The following is an 18986-nucleotide window of genomic DNA, read 5'->3' as shown; positions in this document are numbered from 1 at the left end:
CCGGCCTGAATGTCGATTGGGATAAAGCGGATAAACAAGTCACATTGTAACCGTGACCTGCCCTGTAATATCCGCTGTTACCCGATTAGGCGCTGGCTTGCCTAAGCGTTTGCATGACTGGCGCGCGGCACACCTTGTTCACCGACCAAGCCCCGAAAAACACTGACACCACTGACCCAGCAATAACGCCTGCAACGATGTGCATGGGCGACAGGAAATACTCAAATTCGAACACGAAGTGCGCCACACCCCAGCCCAAGCCTTGCGCCGCAATGGCGGCCACCAAACCCGCCAGTGCACCCAAAACGGAAAGCTCGAGCCACGCAGCGCGTTGCAACTGGGCTGTGGATGCGCCCATTGCGCGGTAAATTGCAGCTTCTCGAGTGCGAACCCGTGCCCCTGTCATGACGCACGCCACCACCACCAAGCCGCCTGCGGCCACGGTAAACAGGAAAACAAATTGAACCGCCTGACCCACCTGCCCTAAAATTTTACGCAGTTGGGTAATTACCAACTCAGTATCGAGCACTGTGAGGTTTGGGTATTCGCGCACCAGTTCGCGCGACACAGGCACGGCATTGTCGCTCTCCAGACTGACCGATGTAATCCAGGTTTGCGGGAAGGTTTCCAGCACCTTGGTTGGAAACACCATGAAGAAATTTACTTCCATGGAATCCCATCGCAGTTCGCGAATGCTGGTAATTTCTGCGGTGAGTGGCGTGCCTGCAATGTCGAATGTCAACTTATCGCCAAGAGTAATACCCAAGCGCTCGGCCACTCCGTCTTCGACAGACACCTCGGCCTTCACCTGCGTTTCATCGAACCAGTTTCCGGCTGCAATCGTGTTGTGCGTGGGCAGTGTATCGGCAAAGCTTAAATTCAATTCGCGTTCTACGGTGTTGCGGGCGCGTTCGTCAACAAATGTTTCAGCGGTAATGATTTCCCCGTTGATGGCGCTTAAGCGCCCGCGCACCATAGGATACAAGCGAACCGGGCTTTGGCTTGCAGTGTTCAATGTTTGTTGAACGCCCTGAACCTGATCAGGCTGAATATTGAATACAAAACGATTGGGAGCATCGTCGGGTACGGCTTCTTGCCAACGATCGATCAAATCGCCCTGCACCACCGCCAGCATCAACAATGCGGCCAAACCCAAGGCCAAGCTAACACCTTGCAAAACCAGCGTGCTGGCGCGTTTGGACATACTTTGGAACACGGCAATATTGGTTCCTTTGCTGGCGCGGCCCTTGCCGATGAACGCCAAGCCTTTCAACAAGCCCCAGAACAGCAAGGCGAACACCAAAGATGTACCCACAAAACCTGCAAACAGCAGCAGCGCCAGTGTGATGTTTTTCACGATCAGCAAGCACACGGCAATGGCAGTAAACACGCCAAACAAAACCGACAACACCAACTGCCCGCGGCTGCTTTTCAAGGTTTGATGACGAATCACCGCGATTGCGGGGGCGCGCAAAGCATACCAAGTGGGCACCGCCGCAAAACCCAACAACAACAGGGCCGACAACAACATGCCCATGGGCAGATAATGCAAACCAGCCATGGGCAAATTAACACCGACCAATTCCGCCAGCAATGCCAATAAGCCCCAATGCGCGGCCCAGCCCAGCGCCACACCCAGCGCACCTGCGCCCAAGGTGAGCATGCCCATGCCAACGGCCCACATGCGCAACAATCGCTTGGGTGTGTAGCCCAGGCTTTTCAGCACCGCCAATTCGCTGGATTGTTCTTTGGCGAACAAATGCGCAACCAGCGCAATACCCACGCAGGCCACCATGGTGCCAATTAGAGCAGCCATGGCCAAAAAGTCGTTGGCACGTTCAAGTGTATTGCTGACTTCCGGGCGGCCATTTTCAAGTGTTTCGATTTCTTCAACGGGCGACAGCACGGGGGTTAGCTCGGCGATCAGTTGATCCACCACTGGCTGCTCGCCGGTGAAGTAAATGCGCCAGGTGGCACGGGAGCCCAAACCCAGCAACTTGGATTCCTCCAGGTCGGCGGTGTTCATCATGACGCGCGGCGCGAAATTGACAAAACCACCACCACGGTCGGGTTCTGCCAAAATGACACGGGTAACCGGGCGTGTAATTTCGCCCACTTGTATATCGTCCCCCAACTCAACATCCAGAGAACCCAACACGCCTTGATCTACCCACAACTCGCCTTGGGGCGGACCGCTGTCAAGGCGTTCATCTTGGCCCTGGGCATCACGCACGGTGAGCTGGCCACGCAAAGGGTAAAAATCATTCACTGCTTTGAGCGACACCAACAGGTCTACGCGCTCTGAAGGCACCACGCTGGGAAACACCACGCTTTGCGCCTGTTTGAGGCTTGCGTATTCTGGCTTATCCAGTATGGGCAGCCATTGGGCGCCGGCCACATTGCGTTTGGACTCAATCACCAAATCGCCACCCAGCATTTGGCTGGCGTCGCGCACCAAGGCTGCTTCAATGCGCGCAGAAAAAACGCCCACTGAGGAAATGGCCGCCACGGCCAATACCAAAGCCACAAACAAAATGCGGAACGACGAGCGGCGGGATTGCCGCGCCCAATACTGGAAAGACTGCATGAAGGAAACGCTTGCTGGATAAAACACCAGTTTAGGACAAAGCAAAGGGGTACAGGTTCCCTTGTATATTGCAGCGCAGTAATTTCTTCACGAATAAAACACGCAAAAAACCGACCGATCGTGCTATTTTGAGGTCTATTTGAGTGCCAACCCAAACAATAAAAATTACTTTTAAGTAACATAAGTAGATACATTACAAAAAACGACCGATTTTTAAGGAGACGGTAACGTGCCTGACGCATTCCCCCATTTGAATTCTCCGCTCGACCTGGGTTTCACCACGCTGCGCAACCGCATCATGATGGGTTCGATGCACACCGGTCTTGAAGACAAATACAAAGAATTCGACAAATTCGCAGCCTACTTTGAGGCGCGCGCCAAGGGCGGCACGGCGCTCATCGTAACCGGCGGCTTTTCACCCAACCTGGAAGGCTGGCTGTATCCATTTGCATCGAAGCTCAGCAGCAGCGGCGCGATCAAGCACCACAAAAAGGTTACCGAAGCCGTGCACAAGCACGATGGCAAAATTGTGATGCAGCTGTTGCACGCGGGCCGTTATGCTTACCACCCGCTGAGTGTTTCGGCATCGAATGTAAAATCGTCGATTAACCCGTTCAAACCCCGTGAAATTGGTGACTTCGGCATTCGCCGCACCATTGCGGCATTCGCACGTTCGGCAAAAATTGCGCAAGAAGCGGGCTACGACGGCGTGGAAGTGATGGGTTCGGAAGGCTATTTCCTGAACCAGTTTATTTGCAAACGCACCAACCACCGCACCGACCGCTGGGGTGGTTCAGTGGAAAACCGCGCCCGTTTGTCGGTGGAAATTGTTCGCCGTATTCGCGAGACTGTGGGTGAAAAATTCATCATTATTTACAGACATTCCCTGCTGGATTTGGTGGAAGGCGGCAACACCTGGGACGAAGTCAGCTACATCGCGAAGGAAATTGAAAAAGCCGGCGCCACCATGATCAACACTGGTATTGGCTGGCATGAAGCCCGTGTACCAACCATTGTAACTTCAGTGCCGCGCGCAGCTTTTGCGGAACTGACTGCACGCCTGCGCAAGGAAATCAAGATTCCGGTTATTGCATCGAACCGCATCAACAAACCTGAAGTGGCAGAGCAACTTCTGGCCGAGGGTTCGTGCGACATGGTGTCCATGGCCCGCCCTTTGTTGGCTGACCCAGAATTTGCCATTAAGGCGAAGGAAGGCCGTGCTGATGAAATCAATGTATGCATTGCCTGCAACCAGGCCTGCCTGGACCACACTTTTAGCCTGAAGCGAGCTTCCTGCCTTGTGAACCCACGCGCCTGCCACGAGACCGAAATTGTAGACAAGCCACTGGAACGCAAAAAGAAAATTGCCGTAGTGGGCGCAGGCCCCGCAGGCTTGGCAGCCGCCACTGAACTGGCTCGCCGCGGCCACAAGGTCACTTTATTCGACAAAGCCGGTGAGATTGGCGGTCAGTTCAACATGGCCAAGCAGATTCCAGGCAAGGAAGAATTCCACGAAACCATTAGCTACTTCAAGCGCCAACTGGAATTGAAGAAGGTCGATGTACGTTTGAATACGGTTGTGGATGCCGCGCTTGTGTCCAAAGAAAAATTTGAAGAAGTCATTCTGGCCACAGGTATCAAGCCCCGAACACCCGGCATTGAAGGTATTGACCACCCGAAGGTGCTGAGCTACATCGATGTGCTGCTTCACAAAAAAGAAGTGGGCCAAAAAGTCGCTGTAATTGGCGCGGGTGGCATTGGCTTCGATGTGTCGGAATATTTGACACACGACTTTGCCCACCCTTCCCCCACGCTTGATCTTGAAAGCTGGAAAAAAGAATGGGGTATTACATTTGATCCAAAAAATGCAGGTGGAATTGATGGCGTACGGGCCGAACCACCCAAGCCCGCGCGCGAGGTGTGGCTGTGCCAGCGCAAAGACGAACCCTTGGGCAAACGATTGGGTAAAACTTCAGGCTGGGTGCACAAGGCCAGTTTGAAAAGCCGCCGAGTTCACTTCATGCAAGGCGTGGAGTACCTGAAAATTGATGATCGTGGTTTGCATGTAATGAGCGCGCACGGCCCTCACATTCTGGAAGTGGACAATATTATTGTGTGCGCTGGCCAAGACCCCTTGCGTGAACTTGTGGAACCCATTGAAGCACTGGGCGTGCCTGTGCACCTGGTTGGTGGTTCATCAGTGGCAGCAGAACTTGATGCAAAACGCGCAATTAACCAAGCCACTCGACTGGCTGTAACCCTGTAAAGGCAGACCTAAAAATGACACAGAAATCAATGCTGCAAAAGGTGTACGCGCAAGTGGACAAACTGCCCACACCTTTGAAAACCCGCGCTTTTACACTGCTGTTTGGCCGTGCCGTGAAATACTTCAAAACCAGTGGCCTGAAGTTTGAATGGATTGAACCCAACCACTCCATCGTGGTGATTAAGAATCGCCCAAGCGTTCAAAACCACATTGGCACCGTGCATGCAGTGGCCATGATCATGATTGCAGAATCAGCCACAGGTGCGCTGGTGGGATTGAACGTGCCAGCCAATGCTATCCCTGTGATCAAGCGCATGGAAGTGGATTATCGCAAACGCGCTACAGGCGACATGAAAGCCGAAGCAATGCTGACCCAGGAACAAATCACCATGATGCAAACCGAAGAACGTGGTGAAGTGGATGTGGCAGTCACCATTACTGACGGCGAAAGCAAAGAACCGATCTTTGTTCGCGCAATCTGGGCCTGGACACCCAAACGCAAAGCTTAAAATACAAGAAAACAGCAAGGAGACGCGAGCATGGCCCCATTCGAATTCAGAACAGTGAACCGCATTGTGTGCGAATCAGGCAGCTCAGTACGAATGGCGGATTTGCTGGCCCCCTTGCTGACACAGCATGGCTTGAAAACAGCACGTGTGTTCATGCTGGTTGACCCCTTCATTGCAGGCACAGCCACGTTCAAAACCATATGTGAAAACCTGGCGACAGCTGGCCATGCCGTGCACAGTTGCAACGATGTGGAACCCGATCCGCCCGAGGCACTGGTGCACCGCGTAACCGCACTGGCCATGGAATTCAAGGCCGATGTGGTGGTGGCCATTGGTGGTGGTTCCACACTCGATGTTGCCAAGCTGATCGCCATTCTGGCACGCAGCAAACAAGAACTTCAAACCATGTACGGCGTGGGCAATGTGCACAGCGATCGCCTGCCCTTGGTGTTGGTGCCTACCACAGCGGGTACTGGCAGTGAAGTGACCCCTATTTCAATTGTGACTACGGGCGTCGACACAAAAATGGGTGTGGTGTCGCCCGTGCTGTATGGTGACTTGGCCGTGCTGGATGCTGACTGGACCCTGAGCCTGCCCCAGCATGTAACAGCTGCCACCGGCATTGACGCCATGGTGCACGCGATTGAGGCCTACACCAGCAAACGCCTTAAGAACCCCTATGCCGATTTTCTGGCCTGCGAGGCATTGCGCCTGCTGGCTGCCAACCTGCACACCGTGTGCAAAGAACCCACCAACCGCGAGGCACGCCAAGCCATGATGCTGGGTTCATGCATGGCTGGTCAGGCCTTTGCAAATGCGCCTGTGGGTGCCGTGCATGCTTTGGCCTACCCGATCGGCGGAATTTTTCATGTGCCGCATGGCTTGAGCAATTCACTGGTGTTGCCCCATGTATTGCGCTTTAATTTGCCCGCTGCAGAACAACAATACGCTGAGCTTGCGCAGGTGTTGAAGCTTGGCCACCACGGAGACAACACAGAGCAACTGGCCCAAGCCTTCATCGACTTCACAGCAACCTTGTCACCGTCCACTGGCCTGCCAGTTGGGCTTCGCGAGGTGGGCATTGGCGAGAAAGATTTGCCCGTGATGGCCAGCGCAGCCATGCTTCAAACCCGCCTGCTGAGCAACAACCCACGCGATGTCAGCGAAGCTGAAGCCTTGGCGATTTACCAAGCCGCCTACTAAACTCATTTCAATTCTGATCATGACCACATTGGCTCAATACCCCCTGCACCAATCGGTGCAAACTCGTTGGCACGACAACGACATTTACGGTCACGTGAACAATGTTGTGTACTACAGCTACTTTGACAGCGTAGTGAACCGCTTCCTGATTGAAGAAGGTGGACTGGACATTCACAACGGCACGGAAGTGGGTTTTGTGGTGGAAAGCCAGTGCAAATACCTAAAGCCATTGGCTTACCCGGAACCGGTAACCGCAGGGTTACGCGTAGGCAAGCTGGGCAACAGTTCAGTGCGGTATGAATTGGGATTGTTCAATGCCAAAGGCGAGCTGTGTGCAGAAGGCTATTTCATTCACGTGTTTGTGACCAAGGCTGACAACAAACCAACACCGATACCCGAGGGCATACGCAGCAAGCTGGCATTGTTGTTGGTGTGAAAGGCTGGCGGTTACTGTCAGGTGTCGTATTGAGTCCGCATTTGTCTCGCAACTTCCAGCAAACCAGCCGGCGACAAATCATTCAGTTCAATCAGCGGAGATTGGTCAATCTTCGGGTATTCACGCAAAATTGATCGCCGGTAGGCTGGGTCGTAGTGGTTCCTCATCAGGCGCTCGAACAACTCCGGCATTTGGCCTTCGTCGGCTAGTTTTACCCATTCCTCATATTCCTTGCCACCCACCAGGCTGCGAATAAAACGCAGGCGTTCAAGCATGCCCTGCGGATCTTCTTCGAAGTGTTTGTAATCCTGCCTCCACAGTTCAACGCGTTGTCGCATGTCGGCATGCACGCGAATGGTTGTGCCCTTGCGCATGGAATCGAGCAATGATGCAGGCAACTGCACGTTGCCAATTTTTTTGCTCTCGGCTTCTACCCACAACGGCCGAGCTGGGTCGCACTTGGCGAGTTCCTCCAACAGCAAGGTGTCGAAATACTTTTGCGAGGGTTGGGGCGAACCAGGTACTGCACCGATAATGGAGCCACGGTGGCAAGCGATTTCTTCCAGGTCCACAACCTGACAACCCGCTTCCCGCAGGGCACACAACAAGCGGGTTTTACCGCAACCGGTGGGGCCGCTTAACACGTGGTAATTGAATTTTGGGGGCACTGTTTCGAGTTGCTCGTTTACCCAGCGACGGTAGGCTTTCCAGCCACCCTGCAGCTTTTGAACATCGTAGCCAATGGTTTCGAGGGCATCGAACCACAACTTGCTGCGTTTCCCGCCACGGAAACAATACACCAGTACTTTGCCATCTTTCGGGTATTTGGGCAGGTCTTCACTCAAGTGCCGGGCGATATTGGCCAGCGAATAGCGTACACCGATGCTGTAAGCACCCATTTTGTCGGTGCGGTGAAGGGTTCCAACTTCAGCGTATTCATCGTTGTTCACCACCGGCATGTTGACCGCGCCCGGTATGTGATCTTCGGCGAACTCACGGGGAGAACGGGCATCAATAATCAGGGAATAACAGGAAAAATCATGCATGGGAACAACTTCAAAACAAACTATTCAAGCGGGCAGGATAACGCAAAACATGGCCTTGAGCGTGGTACTGAATGGATACTGGGTGGTCACTGAGTTAGTCACTCGGTTAGCAACTAAGTCGGCAAATTCCGGCCCGGTAAGGTTTTAAGTCCGTTGGCAATTGTTTTGACCCCTCGCCAATCAGTGGCTTTGCGCTTTTGAAGCATGGGCCACAGTTTCATCAGCAATTGCGCGGTCGCCAGCACATCGGCGGCGGCCTGGTGACGTTGTTCGCACTCAATAGCATAGCGCTGCATCCACACATCGAGCGGCAACTGGTGGTCTTCTTTGTGCAGCACTGCAGCCAAATGTTCAAGGTCAAGCCAGTGCTTGTGCGTAGATCGGCCCAATACTTTGCGCATGGCTTTGTTGATCAAAATTTCATCAAACCAACTGTGAAAAGCGATCAACGGCGAATCGCCCACGTAACTCAGAAATTCAGACAAAGCCACTTCGGCTTTAACCCCGCGTTGTTGTTCGCCAATGCCAATGCCGTGAATCAAAATATTGGTTTTGTCGATAGCCTCAAATTCGATCATGTCGACGATTTCCGGTGGCTGTTTGATCACCACTTCAAATGTGTCGGTTAATGAAATGCGCGGCCTGCGTTGGACATCAAATTGAATTGCAGTGGCTGCAATTGAAATAAGCCTGTCCCGTTTTGGGTTTAGACCAGACGATTCAACATCGACCACCACCCAACGATCGGGGTTGGGGTTTGAAAAATCAACTGATTGAAGCAAACGATGCTTGAGGTAAGCAGCCCAGCCTTGCGGTGGCAACAATTGTCCGGATGCGGCGGTGCTCAACGCATGTGCTCCGTCTCAATGCGCTGCTGCAAACGCCGTCCCACTCGAAAACATTCTTTCAGAATTCGACGGTCAATGTTATCCAGCACATCATAATTCACTACGTTCGGTTGGTCGGGCAGATTGGGCACGGCCACCCCTTCGTCAAGCTGAATGCGCAAACGCATCATCTGTAAAAATTCAAAAGCGCTGACCCATGCGTCGCGTCGCTGTGCTTCAACACTTAAACGCTTGGCCACAGCTTCAAACCGGCGGCGGGTGTTTACTTCATCAATACCAAACGCCAATGAGAAAAACCGCGCTGCATCCACAAACACGGCGGTGCCATGCTTCTTCAAATCAAGCGTACGCACGTCTTCAATTTCAGTGGTATCAATGCTGCCGTGCCAATTCAAGGGCGGGCGGAACCGCATTATGTTTTCAGCCAACAAGCGCAGAAAAATTGTCGACTCCTTGGCTCGGGTCACAATGTAGTCCCGCAGAGGTTGGGCCAATTCCTTGTTGCCAGCCAGCGGGCGCAAGTCAAAAAATATATTCACACGCAACAGATTCTCCGGAGTGGCTACATCGATCCACTTGGCAAATTTGTTCAGCCATTCGGCCGCGGTCATGCAGCACTCTGGGTTGCTGGCCATGATATTGCCCTTGCACTGCGGATAGCCACACAGGTCGAGTGTCTGGTTGACTTCCTTGCCAAAGGCCAGCCAGCGTGGTCGGTCCACGTCGGGCTGATCGCTGATGAACAACAAGCCATTGTCCTGGTCGGTCGCAATGGTTTGTTCTGATCGACCTTCCGACCCGAAACTAAGCCAACAATAGCTGCTGGCGTTGATTCCCATTCGGTTGCCCACCACCTCCAGAATTCGTTCGGTCAGTACATCATTTAAATGGCTGATTAGCTCTGTCAGCTGCTTGGCCGCAATGCCCTGACCCAACAAGTTCTTTGCGAAGCTGCGAATATCATTGGCGCATGCCCTAAGCATTTCTGCGTCTTGTGCCGAACGAATGTTGCTGCTGATCTGTTTAAGCGACAAACGCTGCATGGCGAAAATATCGCGTTCAGACACAATTCCACTGAGTTTCCCATTCCGTGTTACCGGCACATGGCGAATACCAAACCGCGACATCAAAAGGGCGGCGTCTTGCGCGGTGCTGCTTTCATCCAGCGTGTGCACGGGCGTATTCATCACTTCTGAAATCAGGGTACTGAGTGGCTTTTCGGTCATGGCAATTCGCGAAAGCACATCCTGACGGGTCAGTATGCCTTCAACATGCATTTGATCATCCACCACAATCATCGAGCCAATTCGGTGCTCGTGCATCACTTCCAACACCTGCTTCAACGGGGTGCTGGCTGAGCACGAAAAGGGCTCGTGACGGCACACATCGCGCAGCGGTTTCTCTAGCGTTTGTTCAGCCAGTGTTTGCGACGAATAAGCCATTTGAATTGCTTTTCTGGACAAGTCCAAAAACTGCATGGTGCGGCGCGTCAGGTAATCAGAAAAAACCGGGCTTTTGCGGGCCAGAGCTTGCACGGAATCAAAGGTGAACATCAGGCAAAAGGTGTCTTCCCGAGCGCTGTAGGTGGCTGTAACTGCGCGCTTGGCCAAAAAGGCATTCACGGGAAACATTTCGCCAGCTTCGTACTGAAACCCGGTGGAAGACAAATCAGCCAAGCCCTTTCGCCCAACGGTAGAGCCCTTTTCCACATAATACAAAAAAGGCGGGGGACCATCTTCGGGCCGAACAATAACTTCATTGGGGGCAAAATAGGTTTCGGCACACCCTTCTAGCAAACAGTCCAGGTCGCGAAGTGGTATTTCACTGAAGGGAGCATGTTTGATAAGGCGCTGCTTGATGTAGTCCAGCATTTGCCCAGACGGGCTGGTGTTCGCCTGGCTTGCTTCAGGGGCGCCAGCCCCCAAATCGGCCGCAGGCGCGGCATTCGGTCGATTCACAGTCTCTCCACTCGCTTGGCAAAATGGTTTTTATAATGGTTTTCCCTATTGTAGCCTCAGGACCTTACAAAAAGCTTGTTTCTTCGAAACGACGGGTCTTGAAAATAGTGCTTGCTTTGCCTCAGGGCTGGGAATATATTCGCGCAACTCCCCTGATGGCTGTTCTTTCCCGAGGTTCAATTGCAGTCAAATCCAACCACTGTCATTGTTGATGGCCAAGGTGTTGAAGCCCTTTGCCAAAGTTGCGGCGTTTGCTGCTCGACTTTTCGAATCAGCTTTTATTGGGGCGAAACCACGGCTGCAGAAGGTGGCACTGTGCCTGTTGAGATGACAGAGCAAATGAACCTCTACCGCAGTTGCATGAAAGGTACTTCGCAAAGCAAACCGCGCTGTATTGCCCTTGCTGGCAACATTGGAGAGTCGGTCACCTGTACCGTATATGAAAACCGCCCATCGCCCTGCCGTGAATACGATGTATTTGATGCGCAAGGCGAACTGAACCCACGTTGCAACCAGGCCCGTGCGAAACATGGATTGGCTGCACTGGACGTTCGCTTTGTGCCAACCGTGGGCATGCCTGCTCACATTGGACTGCCGATAAAGGAAATCGGTCCCAAGTAAATGAGCTTAATTAGTCTGCGCCGCTGAACGCGTCTTGATCGTGTTCGGTGACCGCTTCACGCACAGCCTGCGCATTGGCAAGGGCTTGGGGGGTGTCGCCATGAACACAAAGCGTTTGCGCCATTACCACCCGGCTTGAACCACCCAAGCAGATCAAAGGGCCTTTTCGAATGATTGATAGCGCTTGAGCCTTCACCTGTTGTGGTGCTTCTATCAGCGCACCTGCTTCGCTTCGTGGGGCCAAGGCCCCATTGGGCAGGTAAACCCGGTCGGGAAAGGCTTCTTCAACCACAACAACACCGGCCGCACGTGCCAAATCTACCAACGGGCTTTGGGCCAAGGCCACCAACTTCAAGTGCGGATAAGCTTTCGCCAGATGAATGACAAGATCCGCCTCGGCCTGCAAAAAAGCCGCGTCATTGTACAACTGGCCATGGGGCTTGAAATGCGCAGTGCGGCAGCCAAATTGCGCAGCGATGTTTTCAAATAAATCCATTTGCCGTTCCAGTTCATCCAACAATTGAACACGTTCAATTTGAGGCTTGTTGCGACCAAAACCTGCACGGTCTGGATAGCTGGGGTGCGCCCCCACTTGCACGCCGTGTTCAAGTGCAAGTTCACAGGCTTTGCGAATGCTGCTTTCATCGCCAGCATGCCCACCGCAGGCAATATTTGCCCAATCAACAAGTGCGAACAATGATTCGTCGTTCGCGCAACCTTCGCCCAAATCGGCATTAATCAACATAGTTTTCGGAATTGTTTGATTCGATAGCATGGTGGTACCGCCTTGTTTCTTGCTCGTGCTGTAGCTGCAAGCGTGTGGCCTGTGCAGCATCAACCAACACCCAGTGTACGCCCTGGCCACCCCCCAGGTGTGCAAACTTCCAAAGCTCGCTGGCCAACACACTGGCAATGCGTGGGTAGCCGCCGGTAACCTGTGCATCCGAAAGCAGCACAATCGGTTGCCCACTGGGTGGCAGTTGCACCATGCCAGGGTGTACTGCATTGCTTCGCAGTGACAAAGGATGTTTCATGCTTAAAACCGACCCAGCACTTTCAAGTCGATAAGCCATGCGGCTGCTTTGTTGGCCCAGCATAAAAGCCTGACTGACAAAAACCTGTTTCGATTCTTCCGTAAGTGCATCAAATTCAGGACCTGCCAAGCATCGAACCTGCAAACATTTTGTTGGATCCAACGATGCAGTCGGCAAACCCAACCGAACTTCCGATACAAGTGTGGCAGTGAATTTGTCGCCAGCGTGAATTTCATCGCCAACCTGCAAGGCACGGCCAAGATACCCACCAAAACCTGCGGGCAGACAGGTGCTGCGAGATCCCATGACAAGGGGCACATTCACACCGCCCTGCACGCACAACATATTCCAGAACCCAAGCCATGGAGGTTTGGTGCGCAGTAAATCACCTTCCTGCAACTTAAGTACACGGCCGCCCAATACCGGTTTGTTGTTCAACAGAGCTTGCGCACCACGGTTGGCCAAAAACACCTGGCAGGGCTTGCCGCACACAAAATCGAACTGCCCCATCAGTTCCAAACAGGCGGCATTCTCAGGATTTCCAAGCGCCAGATTGCCTACAGCAAATGAGAATTCATCAAGCACTCCGCCAACAGGAACACCCTGATACTGGTAACCCCAACGCCCTTTGTCGCTAACAATTCCCTGACCCTGTGCCTTAACAAGTTTAAGCATATTGGGCCCGTACAAATTGAACGGTGTCGCCCGCCTTGAAAAGCGACTGCCCCTGTGCGTCAGTGTGATCGGGGTTAAACAACACCTGCTCGACATGGCCCAGCAAATGCCAGCCACCCGGGCTTTCCCAAGGGTAAACCGCGCAATAGTGCGCGCCAATGGCCAAGGTGCCTGCGGGTACTCGCGAACGCGGGCTGCTGCGCCGTGGAAAATGCAGCGCTTTGGGCAAACCGCTAAGGTAGGCAAAACCGGGCAGAAAACCCAAAAATTCAACGGTGTACACCGAACTGCAGTGCAGGTCGATTACGCCTTCAATACCCAAGCCTGTTTGCTCAGCCAGCCATTGAAGATCTTGCCCTGCCGGTCCACCATAATTTACCTCAACCACATGGCGCCGCGCGTTAAGAATTCGTTTAGTGGCCCTGGTGTTCAACATTCCAAGCGATGATTCAAGCTGAAGAACTATGTCCCAAATGCTGAACGGGCCACCCGGAGGTTTTGCGAAAACAATGGACACGGAACAGTCCGCCTGCACTATTTGAAATTCAGGCCAATGTTTGCTACCACCATGCTTGACCAAGGCTTGCGGGAAGGTTGCCAATTGCCCTGAGGAAGGAACATTGGAGGAAGTCATGGGCCAGTCGATTTGAATGGCTCTGTCGGAAACACTATAAATTTTCAGCATGCTTAAGCAAGGTTGCCTGTACAACACATCGATGAGCAAGCAGCGTGGCAAGCTGGTAAACAGGCGCAGACTGCGCAAATCCGGGTGCCAGCTCGATGATTTGTAGCCTGTACGGAATGCTGCTGCCAGTTCGTCTTAGCAAGTAAATGTCCTCGCTTTGGATCGGCACACTGTCAGGCCAAACCGCAAAGGCTGCGTTTTCAGACCAATGAATCGGCTGATACGTTGAATCGGCTTTTCTAAGCGCTGCCAACTCCGCTCCTTGGGAGTTTTGCCGAAGTAATTGCACCCGCTGACTGGGCACAATGCACTGCACACCCTCATGCTCTGCAGACACCACATTCCAGCCCTGCTTCGCATGGGCGGGAAGCCACTCGGTGGATGACCCCAGCCGGCGCACTGTGCCCAAGGTGCTGGTGTCCTCGCTGCGGGCGGTCAAAAGTCGCCCCAACGCTGCTTTAACATCTGCCAAACCGTCAATCGATTCGCTGGCCAGCAACCATGCGCCGCGATAAGGCCCACGTATGGTTTTCATGCTGCCGTTTTCCGCCACCACAGTAACAACCCCGGATTTTGCTACGCTAAGCACAGCATCAGCCTGCAATAGGGTTCCTGCAGGTAGGGCTTTCACATTCGATTCAAGCACCACTGCCTGCATGCCCCATGCAACAGGCTGGAACAACAAACATATGAAGCCAAAAGCCACCCCAAGAAAACCGCGCAAGCCCGTTTTTAGCATTTTCATTTGTCCTCAAGAACAATGGGCGAGTGTGCCAAGGCTGCCGAAAGCCGAGTTCGCTGAAATAGCACCAGCTTGGCCAGCTCGGTTTGATCTGCTTTCATGGTTTCAAACAAATTCACTGCGGTCTGGGTATCGCCAGCGCGCAGTGCGCACATGGCGATTTCATAATTGGCCACCTCTTCCCGAGCGGTTGAGTCAGTGCATGGAATCGTAGTAAATACCCGCAATGCATTTGTTTTGCCTTTCAACACCACCTTTGCCACTTCACAAAGTCCCAATTCAAAACGAACTTTCTCATCAATTTCATGCACCGTGGTTTCGCCCACACACACACGGGTGTGCAAGTATTTGTTCAAACCCTCCAGCCGCGCAGCCGTGTTCATGGCGTCTCCCACCGCAGTGTAGTCAAACCTGTTTTTACCACCCATATTGCCTACGGTCACATCGCCGGTGTGCACGCCAACTCGGGTTTCGCCCCAGTGCAGGCCTTGAGCCTGTGCGGTTGACATGAATTGCTGTGCAAAAACGTCCAGCTCAATCGCGCACTGCACGGCGTGCCTGGCATGGTCAGGTACATTCAACGGCGCATTAAACAAGGCCACTACTGCATCGCCGATGAATTTGTCGACAATGCCATGGTGCTTGGCAATAATTTCGCTCATGCCGTGAAGATATAGGTTCAAGGTGTTTAAAAGTAGCGCGGGCTCTACCCGTTCAGACAAACTTGTGAAACCAGCAATGTCTGTAAAAATCATGGTGAGTTGCCGACGCTGCCCACCCAACCGCAACTTTTCCGGATGCTTTTGCAAATCACTTACTATTTCCGGGGCTACATAATGTGACATCGCATTGCGAATAAACAGCTTTTGGATGCGGTGTTGCCGGCTTGCAATAGCAACCCCTACCGATGCCGCCAACAAAGTACACATCAGCGGGGTGATCACAAGCGTTATCAGTTGCACTTGCAGCATCAGAAAATGCCCTGCTGCCCAAAACACAGTCAATGGCATCAAGATCGTAATGAACTTGAGCACCCAATGCCAATCGCTTCGCCCCACCAACAATGCCAACATGGCAAGTACGAACAAAGCCGGCAAATGGCCTGCAAATTCGAGCCGGCGATAATCGGTGTTGTTCATCAAATTTGACATGGCATGGGCATGTATTTCCACACCAGGCCGTGTACCCTCTTTCAAACCCAGCAAGGCTTGAAATGAGGTGGGGTAACGGTCTTGCATGGGCAGGCTTGCACCAATCAACACTTTTTTTCCGGCAAACCATTCGTCGGGCAAACTGGCCACGTTGTGCGCTGGATAAATCGGGAATGCGGCAAGTGAACCCGTTGCATCGCGCTGAAGCGACAAAATTTCAATGCTGCGAGAACTGTTCGCCAAAGCATTGGCAAGGCCAGACAAGCCAGTTGAGTTTTGTGCCAACACAGAACGCACCACACCATCGATTGAATCGCGTCGCAAGTTCACCAAGGCACGTTTACCCTCGGGAACAAATGCATTCAAATAGGCCTGCTGAGACTCAGTTAAATTGTCTTGAAGGGTGGCGTATGCGGCAAACAGCGGTGTATCCAGTTGGAGAATCACCTCTTTCAAGCGCTGGTCTTTTTCAGGCTCAGTGGCTTGATCAAGCAACACATCAAGACCAATCACCAAAGCGCCGGCATTGTCGACGCGTTCAAGCACATCGGCCAGCAAACCGCGATCCACAGGTTGGCGGTAAGTCAGGTTGGCCAAGGTGTCTTCGGTAATTCCAACAATCACAATGTCACTGGCCTTCGATCTCATGGGTGCCAACGCCGCAACACGCACGTCAAGCAGCCAGTTCTCGACCTGCGCCAATGGGGAAAAATAGGCGGACGCGAACCAGCATGCACTGGCCAATATCAAAGACAAAAGCGCCGCACCAACAGTTTGAGCGTTTACCAGCCTCAAGGTGCCACCGAGTGCAGCGTGTATCCGTTCAATACAAATGCCGCGTACACAGCTGGTGGCTGCCCCGCTTTCTTGCTGGCTTGAACAGCCCGGCTTAAAGCCACACCGACGCCACGTGAAAGGTTGGAATGAAACACAGCCATGAAGTCTCGCACGCCCTGATCAGACACGGGCCATAGGGTATTGACCACCTGATTCGCACCGTTCATGTAAAAACTTCGTTGCAAACCCAAAATATCATTGTCTTCCAACACTTGACCCACGCCAGTTTCACAGGCGGACAACACCACCAGGTCGGCACGTACGGGTCGTTTAAAAATGTCTTCAGCAGTCATTGGCTGCGCGCCGCCCTTGCCCGCCTCACCACTGAAATACAGGGCAGATTGCAATGGATTTCGATAATCAAACACGCCGTGCGTGGCCAAATGCAGAACGCTCAACTTTTTCTGAGCTTGCGCAACAATTGCCGCCGCAGTGGCCTGTCTGCCCATCAATGGATTGACCCGATATTGCTGAGAAATCCGTGTGACCTCGCTGCGTGCACCCGGCAATTGGGGCAATTCACCCGCAAAATCGGGATCACCGACCACCAAGTAGGTGGGTGCTAATTCAGTCTTCCTTCCCTGACGCAACAGCCAACTGCCATTGGGTAACACCGACACCCATTGACCCAATTCCAATCCAAACCACGGAACAAAATGCAGTTGCTTATTGGGTACCACGTAGAATTTGCTTGCTTTGGGCCAAGCTTCAAGTTCAAGCGCGGCTTTTATCTGCTTGAGCGATTTGGCTTGCAAATCACTGTTACCCAAAGCGATTGCGTCGGTGAAGTCGAGCAAAGCGCTGTTCAAGGTCAAGTGACCTTTGGGCAGGTGTTTAATCGATGACTTGGCGCGTTGCACAAACATCAAATAAATATCGTCTGCATTACGCCCCGACACGGCATACACCAACATTTCATCTGGGGCCAGCCTTGCTTGCACCTGTGCAAGCGTGGCGTATCGAACACTGTAGGCCGCTGACCATTCGGTGTTGATCGCGCTTAACTTGTCCATCAAGGCGCTTCGCTGGGTCAGCAGTGATTGAATTTCGGCTGCAATTGGAAGACGGCTTTCCGATCGCTTCTGCAGGCTATGCTGCAAACGCAGCTTTCGAATTTGCACGTCCAGACTTCGAACCATTTGGTTGGTTTGCAGGTCATCGCTCAAAGTTAGTTCTGCGTCAGTGAGCAAATCCACGAAGGCACGCGCGCGACCACGTTCGGCATCTTCGAACAGTTGGGCAGTGTTATTGGCAAGCACATCAAAGTCGACCAGGTGTGCTAGGATTTCTGACTTCCCTACGCCAAATTGTTGCTTGGAACGGTCACTCGCCAGGCTGCCGTTGACCAAATCCACCGCGGCTTGTGCGCCTCGAAAAGCATTTTCAGCCAGATCCATTTGTCCGGTTTTTAAATAAGCCTTGCCCAACAGTAACTGCGCGCGCCAAATTAAATCAGGCAAATTCAAATGATTGGCAAGCTGAACAGACAAATTGCCCATTCGAATTGCTGTTTCATACTGCCTGGTTTCAAAGGCCACATAAGCCTGCATGGCCAAGCTGTTGGCCAAGCCGGGTGGGTTACCAGCTGCCAGATAAAGCTGTTCAGCATTTTGAAAGTTTTGCGAAGCCAGTTGTGAATTTGGCTCTTGAACCGCCGTGCTGGCAGCAAGAACAGTCAGGTTGTTCGCACGACCCAACTGATTGTCGACGTGTACTTTGAAATACCGTTGGTATTGGCTGCTGACCGCCAAGTCATGAATAGTCGAATACACGGCTTCTGCCCTATTTGACCAATCTTTGGCCAAATCAAACTGGGCATTGCGCAGTGCCAAATTGGCCAAGCCGGAATAGGCCCTGGCTTGCGCATGACTGCGATGCGAAAGCCAGGGCACATTGGGCGTTTCCCTGTAGCTGGTCGGCAAGTCCCAGTTTTCGAGGGCCTGAGCCACAGCGCTAAATTGTTGGCTGGCTTGTCCGTAATCCTCTAACTTGATCCGGGCTTCACCTTGAATGGCTTGCGACAACAGCGCAGTTCCAAAAAGTTGAACTTCAGACTTTGCCGTTTGCTCCAAAATATCGAGTGCATCCGAAGCACGTCCCATTTGCATAAAAACTTCAGCACGAAGCAGTTGCCCAAACCATTTTCGATGAGCAGTGTCTGTCTCGCTGGATTCGTTTAAAGCCGCAAGGGCTGCATCTGCGTCACCAGCCACAAAGGTGCTGTAAGCTTTTTCCAGTGGTGCATCTACCAATATGCCGAACGCATTCATCTGGCCCTGTGCGGGCAGCGACAGCGCGTGTGCAGGGGGCGCATTCCCCAAGCCGACACACATAAGCGCAAGCTGCAACAGAACTGCTCGAAAGGCGATTGTCATGTCCGCGCTTTTA

15 protein-coding genes are annotated in these 18986 nt (G+C 52.8%); 5 read left to right on the top strand and 10 right to left on the bottom strand.

Annotation, left to right across the window (positions count from 1 at the left end):
- Window positions 1–85: 85 nt before the first annotated feature.
- Entirely contained in the window at window positions 86–2587 is a 2502-nt protein-coding gene (locus NSP04_RS09455) for an ABC transporter permease (protein WP_257512081.1), read from the bottom strand.
- A gap of 229 nt (window positions 2588–2816) precedes the next feature.
- Between NSP04_RS09455 and NSP04_RS09450 the strand changes: the two genes are divergently transcribed.
- The 4 genes from NSP04_RS09450 to NSP04_RS09435 are packed head-to-tail and all read left to right on the top strand — an operon-like array spanning window position 2817 to window position 7001.
- The gene (locus NSP04_RS09450; protein ID WP_257512080.1) at window positions 2817–4853 is read left to right on the top strand and encodes an FAD-dependent oxidoreductase; all 2037 of its coding nucleotides are present in this window, start codon (window positions 2817–2819) and stop codon (window positions 4851–4853) included.
- A 14-nt stretch (window positions 4854–4867) separates the two neighbouring features.
- Complete coding sequence (locus NSP04_RS09445; protein WP_257512079.1) at window positions 4868–5362, top strand: DUF4442 domain-containing protein; 495 nt, start codon at window positions 4868–4870, stop codon at window positions 5360–5362.
- Between the two features lie 30 nt (window positions 5363–5392).
- Window positions 5393–6565 carry an iron-containing alcohol dehydrogenase gene (locus tag NSP04_RS09440; protein ID WP_257512078.1) on the top strand — a complete coding sequence of 391 codons (1173 nt, stop codon included), beginning with the start codon at window positions 5393–5395 and terminating at the stop codon, window positions 6563–6565.
- Window positions 6566–6584: 19 nt separating this feature from the next.
- A complete protein-coding gene (locus tag NSP04_RS09435) occupies window positions 6585–7001 on the top strand; it encodes an acyl-CoA thioesterase (RefSeq protein ID WP_257512077.1) in 417 nt (138 codons plus the stop codon).
- Window positions 7002–7018: 17 nt separating this feature from the next.
- Here the strand turns inward: NSP04_RS09435 and mnmH are convergent, their stop codons facing one another.
- From mnmH to NSP04_RS09420, 3 genes are all read right to left on the bottom strand, one after another.
- Complete coding sequence (gene mnmH, locus NSP04_RS09430) at window positions 7019–8047, bottom strand: tRNA 2-selenouridine(34) synthase MnmH (protein WP_257512076.1); 1029 nt, start codon at window positions 8045–8047, stop codon at window positions 7019–7021.
- A 113-nt stretch (window positions 8048–8160) separates the two neighbouring features.
- On the bottom strand, window positions 8161–8895 hold the full coding sequence (locus NSP04_RS09425; protein WP_257512075.1) for a 3'-5' exonuclease: 735 nt from the start codon (window positions 8893–8895) through the stop codon (window positions 8161–8163).
- Window positions 8892–10853: a DUF294 nucleotidyltransferase-like domain-containing protein gene (locus NSP04_RS09420; protein WP_257512074.1), complete on the bottom strand. Its 1962-nt coding sequence runs from the start codon at window positions 10851–10853 to the stop codon at window positions 8892–8894. Before NSP04_RS09420 ends, NSP04_RS09425 begins: the two co-directional genes overlap by 4 nt.
- 180 nt (window positions 10854–11033) lie before the next feature.
- On the opposite strand from NSP04_RS09420, the gene NSP04_RS09415 reads away from it, so the two are divergent.
- Entirely contained in the window at window positions 11034–11474 is a 441-nt protein-coding gene (locus tag NSP04_RS09415; protein WP_257512073.1) for a YkgJ family cysteine cluster protein, read from the top strand.
- Between the two features lie 10 nt (window positions 11475–11484).
- Here NSP04_RS09415 and NSP04_RS09410 read toward each other — a convergent pair whose 3' ends face one another.
- The 6 genes from NSP04_RS09410 to NSP04_RS09385 are packed head-to-tail and all read right to left on the bottom strand — an operon-like array spanning window position 11485 to window position 18973.
- The gene (locus tag NSP04_RS09410) at window positions 11485–12219 is read right to left on the bottom strand and encodes a LamB/YcsF family protein (RefSeq protein ID WP_257512072.1); all 735 of its coding nucleotides are present in this window, start codon (window positions 12217–12219) and stop codon (window positions 11485–11487) included.
- Window positions 12209–13183, bottom strand: a complete 975-nt coding sequence (locus NSP04_RS09405; RefSeq protein ID WP_257512071.1) for a 5-oxoprolinase subunit C family protein — start codon at window positions 13181–13183, stop codon at window positions 12209–12211. The genes NSP04_RS09410 and NSP04_RS09405 overlap by 11 nt, the downstream gene beginning before the upstream one ends.
- Window positions 13176–13868, bottom strand: a complete 693-nt coding sequence (locus NSP04_RS09400; RefSeq protein ID WP_257512070.1) for a 5-oxoprolinase subunit B family protein — start codon at window positions 13866–13868, stop codon at window positions 13176–13178. Before NSP04_RS09400 ends, NSP04_RS09405 begins: the two co-directional genes overlap by 8 nt.
- Window positions 13852–14613 (bottom strand): hypothetical protein, encoded by a 762-nt coding sequence (locus NSP04_RS09395; protein WP_257512069.1) that lies wholly within the window; start codon window positions 14611–14613, stop codon window positions 13852–13854. Before NSP04_RS09395 ends, NSP04_RS09400 begins: the two co-directional genes overlap by 17 nt.
- Complete coding sequence (locus tag NSP04_RS09390; protein ID WP_257512068.1) at window positions 14610–16556, bottom strand: adenylate/guanylate cyclase domain-containing protein; 1947 nt, start codon at window positions 16554–16556, stop codon at window positions 14610–14612. Before NSP04_RS09390 ends, NSP04_RS09395 begins: the two co-directional genes overlap by 4 nt.
- The gene (locus NSP04_RS09385; protein ID WP_257512067.1) at window positions 16553–18973 is read right to left on the bottom strand and encodes a CHAT domain-containing protein; all 2421 of its coding nucleotides are present in this window, start codon (window positions 18971–18973) and stop codon (window positions 16553–16555) included. Before NSP04_RS09385 ends, NSP04_RS09390 begins: the two co-directional genes overlap by 4 nt.
- Window positions 18974–18986 lie beyond the last annotated feature (13 nt).

Source organism: Limnobacter parvus (assembly GCF_024623725.1).
GTDB lineage: Bacteria > Pseudomonadota > Gammaproteobacteria > Burkholderiales > Burkholderiaceae_B > Limnobacter > Limnobacter parvus.
This window is presented reverse-complemented; position numbering and strand designations above follow the sequence as displayed.

Bases quoted from the DNA above. Each gene is read 5' to 3' on its own strand.
- NSP04_RS09455 (WP_257512081.1), bottom strand. From the start codon at position 2,587: ATGCAGTCTTTCCAGTATTGGGCGCGGCAATCCCGCCGCTCGTCGTTC.
- NSP04_RS09445 (WP_257512079.1), top strand. From the start codon at position 4,868: ATGACACAGAAATCAATGCTGCAAAAGGTGTACGCGCAAGTGGACAAA.
- NSP04_RS09440 (WP_257512078.1), top strand. From the start codon at position 5,393: ATGGCCCCATTCGAATTCAGAACAGTGAACCGCATTGTGTGCGAATCA.
- NSP04_RS09435 (WP_257512077.1), top strand. From the start codon at position 6,585: ATGACCACATTGGCTCAATACCCCCTGCACCAATCGGTGCAAACTCGT.
- mnmH (WP_257512076.1), bottom strand. From the start codon at position 8,047: ATGCATGATTTTTCCTGTTATTCCCTGATTATTGATGCCCGTTCTCCC.
- NSP04_RS09410 (WP_257512072.1), bottom strand. From the start codon at position 12,219: ATGTTGATTAATGCCGATTTGGGCGAAGGTTGCGCGAACGACGAATCA.
- NSP04_RS09405 (WP_257512071.1), bottom strand. From the start codon at position 13,183: ATGCTTAAACTTGTTAAGGCACAGGGTCAGGGAATTGTTAGCGACAAA.
- NSP04_RS09400 (WP_257512070.1), bottom strand. From the start codon at position 13,868: ATGCTGAAAATTTATAGTGTTTCCGACAGAGCCATTCAAATCGACTGG.
- NSP04_RS09395 (WP_257512069.1), bottom strand. From the start codon at position 14,613: ATGAAAATGCTAAAAACGGGCTTGCGCGGTTTTCTTGGGGTGGCTTTT.
- NSP04_RS09385 (WP_257512067.1), bottom strand. From the start codon at position 18,973: ATGACAATCGCCTTTCGAGCAGTTCTGTTGCAGCTTGCGCTTATGTGT.